Annotated in this window: 11 protein-coding genes; all 11 read right to left on the bottom strand. The window is 58.8% G+C overall.

The window, feature by feature from the left end; all coding sequences use genetic code 11:
• Nucleotides 1-6 precede the first annotated feature (6 nt).
• The 11 genes from dapA to AC07T0_RS06935 all read right to left on the bottom strand — a co-directional run bounded on the left by dapA (nt 7) and on the right by AC07T0_RS06935 (nt 13,002).
• A complete protein-coding gene (gene dapA, locus AC07T0_RS06885; protein WP_495000443.1) occupies nt 7-888 on the bottom strand; it encodes a 4-hydroxy-tetrahydrodipicolinate synthase in 882 nt (293 codons plus the stop codon).
• 332 nt (nt 889-1,220) lie between these two features.
• On the bottom strand, nt 1,221-1,961 hold the full coding sequence (locus AC07T0_RS06890) for a hypothetical protein (protein ID WP_495000444.1): 741 nt from the start codon (nt 1,959-1,961) through the stop codon (nt 1,221-1,223).
• Nucleotides 1,962-2,256: 295 nt separating this feature from the next.
• Entirely contained in the window at nt 2,257-2,760 is a 504-nt protein-coding gene (locus tag AC07T0_RS06895) for a hypothetical protein (protein ID WP_495000445.1), read from the bottom strand.
• 75 nt (nt 2,761-2,835) lie between these two features.
• Nucleotides 2,836-3,423, bottom strand: coding sequence for a TetR/AcrR family transcriptional regulator (locus AC07T0_RS06900; RefSeq protein WP_495000446.1), 588 nt, complete (start codon nt 3,421-3,423; stop codon nt 2,836-2,838).
• 445 nt (nt 3,424-3,868) lie between these two features.
• Nucleotides 3,869-5,383, bottom strand: a complete 1,515-nt coding sequence (locus tag AC07T0_RS06905) for an MFS transporter (RefSeq protein WP_495000447.1) — start codon at nt 5,381-5,383, stop codon at nt 3,869-3,871.
• 105 nt (nt 5,384-5,488) lie between these two features.
• The gene (locus AC07T0_RS06910) at nt 5,489-6,037 is read right to left on the bottom strand and encodes an NADPH-dependent FMN reductase (protein ID WP_495000448.1); all 549 of its coding nucleotides are present in this window, start codon (nt 6,035-6,037) and stop codon (nt 5,489-5,491) included.
• Nucleotides 6,034-7,335 (bottom strand): cytochrome P450, encoded by a 1,302-nt coding sequence (locus AC07T0_RS06915; RefSeq protein WP_495000449.1) that lies wholly within the window; start codon nt 7,333-7,335, stop codon nt 6,034-6,036. The genes AC07T0_RS06910 and AC07T0_RS06915 overlap by 4 nt, the downstream gene beginning before the upstream one ends.
• Before the next feature lie 32 nt (nt 7,336-7,367).
• Nucleotides 7,368-7,637, bottom strand: coding sequence for an acyl carrier protein (locus AC07T0_RS06920; RefSeq protein WP_495000450.1), 270 nt, complete (start codon nt 7,635-7,637; stop codon nt 7,368-7,370).
• Nucleotides 7,638-7,691: 54 nt separating this feature from the next.
• The gene (locus AC07T0_RS06925; protein ID WP_495000451.1) at nt 7,692-9,425 is read right to left on the bottom strand and encodes an acyl-CoA dehydrogenase family protein; all 1,734 of its coding nucleotides are present in this window, start codon (nt 9,423-9,425) and stop codon (nt 7,692-7,694) included.
• Nucleotides 9,422-11,119 (bottom strand): acyl-CoA dehydrogenase family protein, encoded by a 1,698-nt coding sequence (locus AC07T0_RS06930; RefSeq protein WP_495000452.1) that lies wholly within the window; start codon nt 11,117-11,119, stop codon nt 9,422-9,424. Before AC07T0_RS06930 ends, AC07T0_RS06925 begins: the two co-directional genes overlap by 4 nt.
• 86 nt (nt 11,120-11,205) lie before the next feature.
• Nucleotides 11,206-13,002, bottom strand: a complete 1,797-nt coding sequence (locus AC07T0_RS06935; RefSeq protein ID WP_495000453.1) for a fatty acyl-AMP ligase — start codon at nt 13,000-13,002, stop codon at nt 11,206-11,208.
• Between the last annotated feature and the right edge of the window lie 56 nt (nt 13,003-13,058).

Consider the following 13,058-nt stretch of genomic DNA (forward strand, 5'->3'; position numbering starts at 1 on the left):
AGCCCCTCAGGCGTTTTGGCGGTAAACAGCCAGGATCTCTTCGAGTTTTTGCGAGGTCGCCGCATCGAGGGGCGCAACCGGGGCGCGGCAAGGGCCGACCGGCACGTTCAGCAGCTCGGTGGCTTTTTTCAGCACCGAGGGCATGGTGCCCAGGGCGAAGGCATCGCGCAGCGGACGCAGCAGTTCCTGGGCGGCTTTGGCGGCTTCATGGTTGCCGGCCTGGAAGTGGTTCCAGATGGACATGACCACATGGGGCACGGCGTTGGCGGTGGCGGCCACGGCCCCGTCGCCGCCGGCGAGCAGGTTCCAGTAGATCAAGGAGTCGGTGCCGGCGAATACCGCGAAGTCGTCACTGCGATATTTGATCATCTGCACCAGGTTGTCGAAGTTGCCGGCGCTGTCCTTGATGCCTTTGATCTGTGGGTGGCGGGACAGAGTGGCCACGGCACCGATGCCGATGGACATGCCGGTCTTGGCCGGAATGTTATACATCATCACCGGCAACGAGGTGGCGTCGCCGATGGCCTCGTAGTGCTTGATCAGTTCCGCTTGGCTGACGGCATTGAAGTACGGGGTGATGACGGACAACGCGTCGGCGCCCATGCCTTCGACGCGTTTGTTCATTTCAATCACTTCGCGGGTGCTGAACGCCCCGGTACCGACCATGACCGGCAGACGGCCCGCCGAGGCGTCGAGGGTGATGCGGACGATTTCGAGTTTTTCTTCATCGGACAGGGCAAAAAATTCGCCGTTGGTGCCCAGCACGAACAGGCCATGAACTCCGGCGTCGATCAGGCTTTCGACCAGGCCGCGCAGGGCCTTTTCGTCCAAACGCTGGTCTGCGGTAAACGGGGTGACTAAGGCGGGAACGATGCCGTGGAATTTCATGAAGAGGGTCTCTCGTTTTGTTGTAATTGGCACGAGAGTGATTGAAGTGATCGTAATTGGCAAGGGGTAATGACTGAAAAAATCATTAATGGAATTTTTAGTGAATGGTAATTTTTGTGTTTTTGCGTGAATCGATCATTTTTGCCAGGCGCCAGGAGAGGGGGCGCTCAGGTCCCTGAAGAGCGCATGAGCGCACGCTGCATGGCTTGACGGGTTTCGTAGGTCGTGGAGGAGGGCTTCTATTTGTGCCTGCATCGCAGTGGCGCTTGCAGGCAAGGGTCAGGCTAGCGCAATACGTTTTTGTTCTGACACGCTGGTGCGATCAACAAACGCTATTTGCCTACGATGTAGTCGAAGGCTGTTTTGGTCAGTGGAAGCGCCACAGTGACGAGGATAATACCGAGCTGCCAGTACACGAGCTTGAATTTCGATTCGACCTCTTTGTTGGAAGCTTCTAGTTTGACGGCGAGCAGTTGGAGAGCATTGTCATGTTTCTCCCCCATTTTATTCAACGCAGTTTCCTGCTCTTTGATTGCAACCCGTAGCTCGACGCCCTGGGTCTTGGTTTCGCTACGAAGCGCATTGCTTTGCTTTTCCATCGCCATCCAGAACTCATGGCTCTGTTTTTCCATTGCAAGGCGAAATTCGCTGCCTTGCTCTCTTATTTCGGCACGAAGCTCATTGCTTTGTTTTTCCATCGCCGAGCGAAATTCGTTGCCTTGCTCTCTTATTTCGGCACGTAGCTCGTTGCTTTGTTTTTCCATTGCCGAGCGAAATTCGTTGCCTTGCTCTCCTATTTTGCTACGAAGCTCGTTGCTTTGCTTTTCCATCGCCGAGCGAAATTCATTGCCTTGCTCTCTGATTTCAGTACGCAGCTCGTTTCCCTGATTAGCAGAGGCTAGGCCTAGAGCGCTTATCTGTGCACTTTGGGCTTTGACCGAGTCGCTGAGATCTTTGATTTCAGTGCGCAGGTCCCTGATCGAGCCCCGCAGCTCTCGACCCAGATCTTCGGTCTTTTGGACCCGTTGTTTCTCTGTTCGTGTCAGAGCGGATTTTGATGCCAGGTTTTGCACTTCGGCCTCCCAAGCCTCTAAGCGGCTCTGGTTTTTTCCGGCGACGCGTCGATGGCTGACAGAGCGTCAAACACAGCTATTGATCTACTTATGGTGTCTCCTTCTCAATGGGGTGAGATAGCCAGTTGCTTCCGGGCTAATTGTAGGAAATGGCGATGCTTTTTGCGCGTAGATAAACGTAGGCAGCGCACGACGCGATTTGCCGATCTTCGTGCGCGGCTGCCGCACCGCGTCACGAATTTTCCTTGCCGCCAATCGGTGTCGAACGCAGGCATAACCGCCTGGTGATCCCGGTTTATGTACGTACCAAAGCCTTGTTATGCGAATAGATCCGCCAACATTGCGCGGAAAATCCCACGATGAAGAGGCCTAACCAAACCGCTAGTGTGGTCAGCACCACAGGCGCCATCGGATGATCGGCCAGCGGCTGCGAGATGGGCAATCGGGTCAGGGTTTCATTGGTGCCAGGCACGAATGACAACAAGAAACTGAACGACAGCCCGAATGCACTCAAATACGGGCGGGCTCGCCCCAGGAAACTCAAGGCTGGCGCGTATGCACCTGCGAAGGCGGCAAAAAGTACAAAAAGGCCAAACCCATGCCCGGCATTTAAGCCACCGGTGCTGGAGACCCCGAAGGACGTGGCGACCGAGAGCATCAAACTGATCAGGTAGACACTGCCGGAGCGCGTCTTCGGGTCGATCTTGTAGTAGCGGATAAAACTGTAGGCGCCAGCAATCAAGGGGACCAGGCTGATAACGGTATGGATCGCGCCTAAAGGCGATATAGGGTGAGTCATGGAATATCTCTCTACTAGTTGGTTGGTTGTGAAGGTGAAAAAAAGACCGGTCTGCACCGGTCTTCTCAATACGGCTCAGCGAGCCGAAGTCAGCCTGCTGATGGACAATTGAACAAGCGTCTTGAAGGTATCGGGATCACCGAACCCTCGCGCGGCCAGCATTGCTCCATGCACGCTAGCCATGAAAGCCTTTGCCTCGATAGTGGGGCTGCCCTGCAATTGAAACTGCCCCGTGGCGGCGCCCTTTTCGAGGACCGATGTGAGCCAATTAGTCAGGTCCTGAAAATGCCCGCGAACTTCGGCCGCGACTTCTTCAGGAAGCGTCGGCAGTTCGACGGCCAGCATCGCGCAAATACAGAACGGCGAGCTGCCACTACGGATACACGTGGACCAGTAATCGACATAGGTATTGAGCTGTGCCAATGGATCGGCGATCTGTCGGTTGAGCGCCGCCAAGCTTTCCCGCGCTTGCTCGCGATACCGCGCGACCACCACTCGAACCAGCTCAGCCTTGTTGGGAAAATGGTGATGAATGGTCGCCTTGGTGATACGCACCCGATCAGCGATATCAGCATAACTGAAGCTGTTGTAGCCCCCGACTGCCAGCAATGACTGGGCATACTCGGCAATCTCGGTTGCCTTCGGAGACAGTTCTGTGTTCATAAACAATTCCATTAAAGTTGCCGAGCAACGCTGGATATACTCGGCCCCGTGAGAGGGGTTTGAGTCAGCCAACAGGCCGTGAGATGGGGTAAACCTACTAGTAGGTTGGTTTTCTGTCAAGCGACAGCTCCCTACCAATCGCCTCAGTGGGGGCCGCATATCGACCGCGCAGAAATATCGGTTTGAGGGGCAGGGGTGGTGAGTTTTGAGTTTTTGGAAATCAAAGAGGCTGGCAACGCGAACGTTGCCGCCTCGATGCTTAGCGGTGTGGAGAACGATGTGCAGTTCGGTATTGCGCCGTAATCAATCGTTGCTGCAGATGCCGTGGAAACCCGGCTTCGAAGGCATCGCGCCGACGTCCTGTGCGGCATGATTCAGGACGAGACAGGGCGTTTGAATGAGCATCAGCGTACGCATTCTGCAAGCAAACCATGGGGACAGTATCCTAGGCTTGATCAGACACTGCGGCCAAGCGAGGCTTAGTGTTTTCTGCTGGGCTGAGGAGTTTGATAATGACGATGGACAGGAGGATGCAGATGCCGATGAGCACCAGCATAACGTTGTGGAAGGAGGCGTTGTAACTCGAGTCCATGAAGCTGCGGAACAGCTCGGCGTGGCTGGCATCGACCATCTGCAGCGGCGTTGTCAGATTGCCTGTGGCAACCGTGTTGGCCAGTCGCTTGATATCCAGTGCTGTCGCAAAATCCGGCAAATCAGCGCTCATGACGTTATGCAGATTGGTCGCCAGCAAGGAGCCGTAAAAGGCAATGGCGATGGTTTCACTGCCAAGGCGAAGCGTGTTCAAGAAACCAGCCGCCAGGCCGGACTTCTCCGCTGCGACATTGCCTAATGCCTGGCCGTCGGCCAAGCCTGCGCACAGACCGGTTCCCGCGCCGACGAGCAACATGGGGCCGGCAAATGCAAGGAGTGATGCGCCGGTGCTGATGAATAGAAGGCAAATATCACCCAGGATCAAAACGCCAAGGCTCACGAATAATACGCTCTTGGCCTTGGTGCCGGCCTCTACCAGCTTTGCCGAAATCACCGGGCAGATAAACAACGGCAAGGCCAGTAACAACATGGCCAAGCCCGTTGTCCCCGCGCTGTATCCAGCGACCGAGCTCAAGTAGCTGGGCAAGTAGGTGAGCAAGGTGAAAAATCCGAAGGATGGGGTGACGGTGGCCAGGCACCAGCCAACGAACTGCCGGTTACGCAGAATCGACAGATCCAGCATGGGCTGGCGCTGGTAGCGCTCGACGAGGATAAAGACCGCGAACGAAACCACGGACAAGACAAACAACCCAAGGGTCTCGCGACTGCTCCAGCCCCACTGGGAGCCTTGCACAATGCCGGTGACGAGTAGCAATGCACTCAGGACAAACAGCGCGATGCCGATGTAGTCGATGCGTGCGTTACTGAAATGAGGGGCCTGCAGGCGCATCGCAGGAATAATGGCGATCACTACGCCAATGATGCCCGCATGCACGTAGAAAATGGCGCGCCACCCAATGTTCTCCACCAGCAACCCGGAGAGCGTCGGGCCGATACCCACTCCGATCCCTACCGCGGCGCCGGCCATGGCAAACGCTTTCAGTCGAGCGGCGGCGTCGAATTCCGTTGCCAATATGGCACTACCCGCGGCAAAAATCGCCGCGGCACCGATACCGGCAACAGCGCGGGCGCAATCCAGGACCAGGATGTCTGTCGCCGTGGCGCTGATCAGCGCGCCCGCGGCATAAATAAGGGCCCCCAGCGTAAAGGCTAATTTACGCCCGATAATGTCGGCCACGGCGCCCCAGGCGAGCGTGAAGCAGGCAAATGTCAGGTTGAATGCCGTCACCACCCATTGCAAGGTGGTTAATTCGGGCTTGAGTTGCATGGCGATATTCGGCAATGCGACGGCCGTGCCGGAAATCGACGTCGGGATGACAAAGATTGCCAGCAGAATGGCCAGCAGCATCAAGGCCGGGCGTGACTGTCTAGTGTGTAACGGTGTCTGTGTGGAGAGACTCATGGTCATTATCTCTTGGGTGAACCAGAAGTGATCGAAGAGGGCCAGGGGCACTCAGAGGGCGTTGCACTCAAGCACCCTGGCCTCGATGGCTTGGGCCAGGGCCGAGAGCATGTCTTGCAGTGCCGTGGTGACGTCGGGCATGGCCAGGGCCTGTTCCTCACTCACCTGATTGCTGGCGAGTGATAACGTCGGGGAGCCTGAGTCCAGCACCTGCGCACCCATGATGGTCAGGGTTTCCCGCAACGCCGCGGGCGCATGAATAGGGCGTTTCGAGGCGTTGAGCAGGGCGAGGGGTTTTGCCTCGAGTTCGCCGCTGCCCACGATCCAGTCCAGCGCGTTCTTGATGACACCGGTTACGCCATGGGCATATTCAGGACTGGCAATAATGACCGCATCGGCATTTTTCAGCGCTTCACGCAGTGACAACACGGCCGCGCCTTCATGTCCCTCATTGTCCGGATTGAACAAGGGTATTTGCTCCATGGCCTCGAACAAGGTGACGCTCATGTCCGTCGGGGTAAGCCGAGCGCATGCGCGCAGCAGTGCGGTGTTCACCGAGGCGGCACGTAAACTCCCGGACAATGCCAGAACATGGATCATAGTGGGCTCCCGGTGTAGGGGCAGCCTCGCCGGGTTGCTTCGTTCGGCGGCACCTGGGCAGATGAGCCATGGACGGGCTCGGTGGGCGGTTGCCGGGTAGCGCCATCGGTCCAGGTGATCGGCAGTTGCTTCAGGCCATACAGGACCATTTCGTGGCGAAACGGCAGGGCGTCGATGGGGCAGGTCAATGCGAGGGTCGGCAACTGCTTGAACAGGCTGCGAAAGACGATTTTCAGCTCGGCACGGGCGAAATGGGCGCCGATACACTTATGCAGACCATGACCAAAGCCCAGGTGATTCCTGGCTTTGCGGTGGATATCGATCTGGTCGGGCTGGGTGTAGATCAGTTCGTCCCGATTACCTGAGTTGAGCATGACCACGACGCCTTCGCCCGCCCGGATAAGCTGGCCGCCGATTTCGACGTCAGCGGTCGCTACCCGGGGCAGACCGGTATGGTTGACCGAGAGATAGCGGACCATTTCGTCAATGAAGTTATCCGCCAAGGCCGGTTCTTCCAGGAACGTGTTCAACTGCTCCGGTTGTTGAAGCAGGACCACGGTCCCCAGCCCGATCACTTGCGCCATCGTGTCGTAGGCGCTGAGCAGGAGCAACGCCGCCAGGCCGACCAGTTCATCGTGACTGACTTGGCTGTAGCGTGCCGGGTCCTGAATCAGTCGGCCGATCAGGTCGTTTCCGGGAGCATTTTCCTTAAGGGTCACCTGCTGGTCGAAATACCCCATCAATTCGACCACGGCGGCTTCTTGTTCTTCCGGGGAGCGGCTTCTGTCGAGGATGGTATCGGTGCGCTCCTGAACAAAACCGTGGTCGGCGTACGGAACGCCCAGCAGTTCACAGATCACCTGAGCGGCTATCGGCAGGGCGAAGGTTGTAATCAAGTCCTGTGGTGGCGCCAGTGACTTCAGTGCTGCCATGTTTCGTGCGACCACACTCTGCATCAGCGGGTTCAGCGCTTCCAGTTGAGGTCCGATGAACTCACCGACGATCAGGGCGCGCAGCCGCTTGTGGTCAGCGTCATCCATCAACAGGAAAAACCCGGGAGGCGGGGCGATATCTCCCGTCAGATAGGAAGGAAATCCTGGTCGACGGGGATCTGAACTGAAGCGTTTGTCGCTCAGGACTGCGCGAATGTCCTTGTAGCGGGTGACCAGCCAGGTACTGTCGCCACGGGGTGTTTTCACGCGAAGTATCGGTTGCTCGACGCGCAGGTGCCGGTACTCGGGTGGCGGATCGAAGGGGCAGATTCGTTGTGTCGGAATGTCGTGCAGCGTTGCTTCCATGGTGTTCTCCATTGCGTCCTTGAGGGGTTGCATCAGCAACTGCTCGCGTTGCTGGCCAACGCTTGAGCCAGCGTGCGCAGGGTCGGAAAGTCCCAGATCACGGTGGGGTCGACTGCCATGCCAAGGTGGGTGCCGACTTCCCCTATCAGGGTCAGTGCGTAGACCGAGTCGAGCCCGTATTCGCTCAACGGCACGTCTGGCTCAATGGCCTCCAGGGGAAGGTTGACGTAATCGGCAATCCGAGTAGCCAGCCAACGACTCAATTCACCTGCGGAAAACGTGGGGCATGTTTGCGTCAACATCGAAAAAATCCTTTTTTGGTGGAGGAATGAACAGTGCTCATGGCATGTCGGGTGTCAGTGCCAACCTGGCGTCGCGGCCAGCGGCAGTCGGGCCAGATCAAAGCTTTGCCGGGACAGGTAGCGCTGCATCAGTTCGTCGAGCAATGTTTCAGTCAGTGCCGCGGACATGCGTTGACGGGTCAGCCCTGAAAGCGCAGCCAAGCGCAGCAGCACGGCCAAGATCCAGGCCGGCTGAGCAAGGAAGGGATCGGTGGTGTTCTTTTGCTGCGTTTGCCATAGGCCCAGACAGGCCGAGGCGCACAGCAGAACGCTGTAGCGGCTGGCCAGGCGGAAGCTTTCCGGACTCGCACGCGCGGTTGTTTCCCGGGCGGGAAGGGCTGCACATTGTTTACGAAGGGCCTGAAGTTCGTCGGCAAACAGGCGTACCAGGTGAAAGATCTCGCTTTCGCAACGATCTTTGCACACCTCGTTGGTCTCGAGCGTCTGCAAGAACCCGAGCAGGCTATCCTGCCCGCCGCTGGAGAGTGCCAGGTGATCAAAACGTAATGGAGCCGGCTGCCAATCGAGCTCAAAGAGCCCTTCTGGAGCAGGTGCCGCATTGTTCCAGCCGGTCTTGGCCAGCATGGGGAGTTGCGGTAGCAATGTCATCAGGCAACTGATCCGCGCCGCATGCCCAAAACCTACCGGTTGCAAATCACGGAGCAGTTTTTGAAAGATGGCCATTTCCCCTTCACGCACATACGAGTGCGCACCCAGGACACTGGCCAATGAGTCCATGGCCGTGACCAGGACGGCAGGGACCAGGGCCTTGACGGCGCTGCCATACAGATTCAGCTCTGCGGGGACCACATGGGCGGCATTGGCGGCAACGCTGACAAATGCGTCGCACAGAAGCAGATCAACAAAACTGTCTGCCAATCGGGCGCGAACCTGTGGCAGCTCGCTGGCCGGCTTGTTGTACAGCTTGCGCGCACGACAGTGTTTCAGCGTCAGGCGTAAGCCGGTGTCGAGGATGGCGCTGAACATTCCCGGCAATGCGACACGGGTCAGTTGGAAGGCCTTGAGCGTGGTTTCCAAGCCTTGGCCCGGGTTTCCGACCAGGTTTTCGATGGCGAGGTCGCAGTGCTTGAATTCGACCCCACCCAGCGCTATCCCGCGCATACCTGACGTGCTGTAGCGCGGCTGGTCGAGCAGGCTCCCCGCTGAAGCCTCCGTTCGCTCAAACAGTATTTGTGAATGGCTTCTGCCGCCTGTTCCGCTGGCGGTCCTTGCATAGACCAGCAGCGCCTGGGCCCTCGCGGCGTTGGCGATCACCTGCTTGCCGCCCTGAAGCGTGAGTCGTTCCTGACCGAGCTGGGCGCTGCACTCGACACGGGAGATGTCGTTACCGTGTTCGAGCTCATGATAAGCACACGCCAGCTTGCCGTTGCTGAGCAGCACCTCGGCCACGCGGGCTTGTTGTGTGGGGTGTCCAGCGGTCCACACGTTGACGGCGGCGAGGAATGAACTGGCACCGTATCCCAACCCCAGGCTCGGATCTCGCCGGAAGATGCAGCGCATCACCGCAATCAGCCGGTGGAGGCTGGCCAGGCGTCCACCCAACGCCACCGGTACGAATTGAGCGTTGAGTTGGTATTGATCCAGCAGTGTTTCTCCGCTTGCCAACATTTCGTGGCGCTCATCGGCAGCGATGATGGCACTGAAACCGCTGCTGTTGAGGGCTTGCCATGGATCGCCCAGGAGGGCTTCGAGTTGCGATACATCGTTTGGTTCTAGCGTCGGGTTCATGGGCGAGCCTCTTCTGGCGTGTCACGCAGCAAGGAGATGCCGTTAACGGGCCACTCCGTCGAGTGGTCCAGCAGCAGCGCTGCCAGTGCTTCAAAGGCGTTGTGTTCTTCCGCTGTCCTGTCGCCCAGCGTGCCCAGTACCCAGGTGAGGCACGCTTGCAGCCACTGCGGCTTGCGCCTTAGTGCGGGGCCGTCGTCGCGGGGGTGATTGAACAACCAGAATTGAAGGCAAGCCGCGCCGGCGAAGCAACGTTCATACTGGCGCGCCAATTCGAAGGCGGCGTCTGGAATCCCCTCGGTTGTAGGGGCGTACTGGTCGAGCTCGCGGTACAGCGCCTCAACGCGAGCGAGCAGGCGCTGGCATTGGCTGGCCACGGTCTGAGGCACTTTTTTCGCCGCCGCCAGCGCGGTGATCCGGGCTGCAGCCTTGGGCAGTCCCTGCAGGACACTGCAGCCTTGCAATGCAATCAACTGCAGCTGTGTGGGGTTGAACGCCGGGAGATCCAGGCCAGGGGTCAAGACGATTTCCAGACCGGCGGGGCTGTTCCGAGCCCGTTTCCAGGCGCTGGCCAGGAGCGGGAACTGAGTGATCAGGCTGCTGCGATTAACCACCGTGCTGCCATCGAAAATCGGCACGATACGGTGATCGCGCTCAAGCTTCTGATACATCCCGTCATGATGCACATGATCGAGAAAAGCCCTGGCCCCAAGCATTTCACCCAACTGCTTGATCACGCTCTCCACGGTGCCGGGAACAAAAGCCTTGGCGATCACCGAGGTCACGCTCATCTCGTCGGGCAATGCGTGGACGCTACGGGTGGCGGTTAGCCCGACCAGTTCTGCGCACAGATGCATGGCGAGCGCTTCGCCGAGGGTGGCGCGGGCAAGAGGCAGATCGATCAGGTGGCTGTCGTAGAGCGCACGCGTCCGCATGAACGCCACGGTCATCTCAAATGCCTGATCCGCCGCGCCCAATGACAGCCCGACGCACGCGGTACGGGTCAGTTGCAAGGCCTTGAGGACGATTTCAAGACCAGCGCCCGGGGCGCCAATCATGGCGTCTCGGGGCACCCAGGCGTTGTGAAGGGCTATGCCGCTGATGTCCGCACCACGGATGCCATGGGTTTTTACCTTGGGCAACAGGCTGAAAGCCGTGCCCAGCTGCAGCCGCTTGTCCAACGCAAACAGGCTGTACCCGCGCGAACCTGCGGTGGGCGAGGTGCGTGCCAGCAGGCACATCAGCTGACCTCGGCTGGCATTGTTGATCAGCCATTTCTCACCTTCCAGCGTCCAGCCATTATCTTGCTGCGTAGCCGTCAGCTCACCGGCCAATAAATCGCTGCCATGGGACCGCTCGGTCAGCCCCCAGGCATAGACGCTGCCATTGATAACATCGTTGGCCGCCCGAGACTGTTGATCCGGGCTTCCGGCCAGCCAATAGCAGACACAGCCCAGGAAGGTTTTTCCATGGCCAATGGCGACCGTCAGGTCGTGACGGGAGATCGCACGCCAAAGCTGCATCAACTCGCTCATGTCGTTCAGCTTTCCGCCGTGTTGCAGGGGAACGTAATACGCGGGCAGGCCAAAATCATCGAGCAATTGGCACGCGGCTGATGGAAAGGTTTCTTGCCTGTCCAGTTCGGCTAATGCGTCGCTGGCAAATGCACCTCGGTCCCGTTGGGAGGCCTTGAGCAACCGGGTCAGTTGCTGATCGGCTGGTTCCGGCGACGGCACGCCCACCGCTGCCGGGCTTAGCGATTCAGCACAAGAGGTTGGCGCGGTCATGCCGACTCACCGGCCATTGCCAGGTCCTGGGCAATGAGACCGTTCTTCGCTTGCATCAGGCGCAGCTCTTGTACGGTGGCATCCAGGGATTCGTACAATGCCGGCAGTTCATTGGCCAGAAACAGCTCACGCATTGCCCCACGCTGGATTTTGCCGCTGGTGGTACGCCTTACGCTGCCTGAGCGCAGCAACGTTACGCCCACGGCGTAAATACCAAATTCGCGCATGACGGTGCCGCGAATGGCCTGACTGAGGCTGATCAGTTTCTCGGTGTCGGGCAGGCCGCGCACTTCGTGGGTGACCACCAGCGCTTCACCACCCTCCAGCATCACACCAAAGGCGGAGCCCAGGCGACTGGCCAATTCTGGATGATGGCGGCGCAATTCGAACTCAATGTCCTGGGGGTACAGGTTACGCCCCCGGACGATGAGCATTTCCTTGATGCGGCCGCAGACGTAAAGCTCACCCTGGTGGACCACACCCAGATCACCCGTACGCATGAAGCCACGCTCACCGTCGGCCGTGGTGAGGTTGAAGGTGGCTTGCGTCGCCGCGTCCTTGTGCCAGTACCCGGGTGAAACACTGTCGCTGCGTAGCCAGATCTCACCGAACTGGTCGGCGGCCAATGCAACGTGTGAAGACGGACATACGATACGAACGTCAAACCCCACCGGGACACCACAACTGACCAGTTGGCGTGAAGGCTGGCCATCACGGGCGAGTTCGAAGCGTTTGTTGGCGAGCGCCTGGAGATCCACATTCTGGATCAACGGGCCGCGTTTTCCATAACCGGACACATAGACTGTCGCTTCGGCCATGCCGTAGCAGGGGCACAAGGTTTCGGCATTGAAACCGGCAAGCGCAAAGCGCGTGCTGAAGCCTTTGAGGGTCGCCGCCTGGATCGGTTCGGAGCCATTGGTGGCAAAGGCCCAACGGGAGAGATCGAGCCGGCTCAATTGCTCGTCGGTCACGCGCCGGCAGCAAAGATCGAAAGCGAAGTTTGGCGCGGCCGAATAGTGAATATCGTGTTTGTCGATCATGCGCAGCCAGCTGTAGGGGCGCAGCACAAATGCCTGGGGAGTCATCAGTACGCAGCTGCTGCCGAGGAACAGCGCGGGCAACAACTGCGCCATCAGCCCCATATCGTGGAACAGGGGGATCCAGCCACCGAAGCGGGTGTGCTCGTCGAATCCGAGCGCCTGGCGGTAGCTGTCTACGTTATGCAAGAGGTTCTGATGGGTGATCATGACGCCCTTGGGGTCGCCGGTTGACCCCGAGGTGTATTGCAACAGCAGCACCGTCTGGCGATCGATTCGTGGCGCCTGCCAGCTGGCATCGGCCTCGACAGGTTGATCGGTGGCCAGGTAAGTACAGTGGCTCAGGCCTTCCTCGTTGCCCCAGGTCTGCACCTTTTCCAGGTTGTCCTGGTCGGTGAATATCGCGCTCACTCCAGCATCGACCGCAATCGATTTCACTCGGTGGCGCTCGTGCCGGTATTGCCCGGGCAGTGGGGCCGGGACCGCGATCATCCCGGCGTAGACGCAAGCCATGAACGCGACGGTGAAATCCAGGCCCACGGGGTACAGCAGCAGGATGCGTTCGCCGCTATTGAAGCGTGCCTGTAACCAGCCCGCCAATTCGCGGGCGGCGCTATCCAGCTGGCGATAGCTGAGTGTTACCGCGTCATCGTTCTCGACGTCCTGTACCAGTGTGACCGCCTCATGATCCGCCCGGGTCAAGGCGTGGTGGCGCATCAGCTCCAGTACGTTTGGCGTGTTTTGCAAATTGACCATGTTCAGATCCTCCAGTCGCGCGCCAGGGGGCGGCTCATATGCGGTGAGAGACAGTT

It is taken from the genome of Pseudomonas sp. GW821-FHT04D07, from assembly GCF_059420225.1.

Coding starts and splice junctions, on each gene's coding strand:
- AC07T0_RS06920 (WP_495000450.1), bottom strand. CDS start 7,637: ATGTTGACGCAAACATGCCCCACGTTTTCCGCAGGTGAATTGAGTCGT.
- dapA (WP_495000443.1), bottom strand. CDS start 888: ATGAAATTCCACGGCATCGTTCCCGCCTTAGTCACCCCGTTTACCGCA.
- AC07T0_RS06935 (WP_495000453.1), bottom strand. CDS start 13,002: ATGGTCAATTTGCAAAACACGCCAAACGTACTGGAGCTGATGCGCCAC.
- AC07T0_RS06900 (WP_495000446.1), bottom strand. CDS start 3,423: ATGAACACAGAACTGTCTCCGAAGGCAACCGAGATTGCCGAGTATGCC.
- AC07T0_RS06925 (WP_495000451.1), bottom strand. CDS start 9,425: ATGAACCCGACGCTAGAACCAAACGATGTATCGCAACTCGAAGCCCTC.
- AC07T0_RS06910 (WP_495000448.1), bottom strand. CDS start 6,037: ATGATCCATGTTCTGGCATTGTCCGGGAGTTTACGTGCCGCCTCGGTG.
- AC07T0_RS06915 (WP_495000449.1), bottom strand. CDS start 7,335: ATGGAAGCAACGCTGCACGACATTCCGACACAACGAATCTGCCCCTTC.
- AC07T0_RS06895 (WP_495000445.1), bottom strand. CDS start 2,760: ATGACTCACCCTATATCGCCTTTAGGCGCGATCCATACCGTTATCAGC.
- AC07T0_RS06905 (WP_495000447.1), bottom strand. CDS start 5,383: ATGCTGCTGGCCATTCTGCTGGCAATCTTTGTCATCCCGACGTCGATT.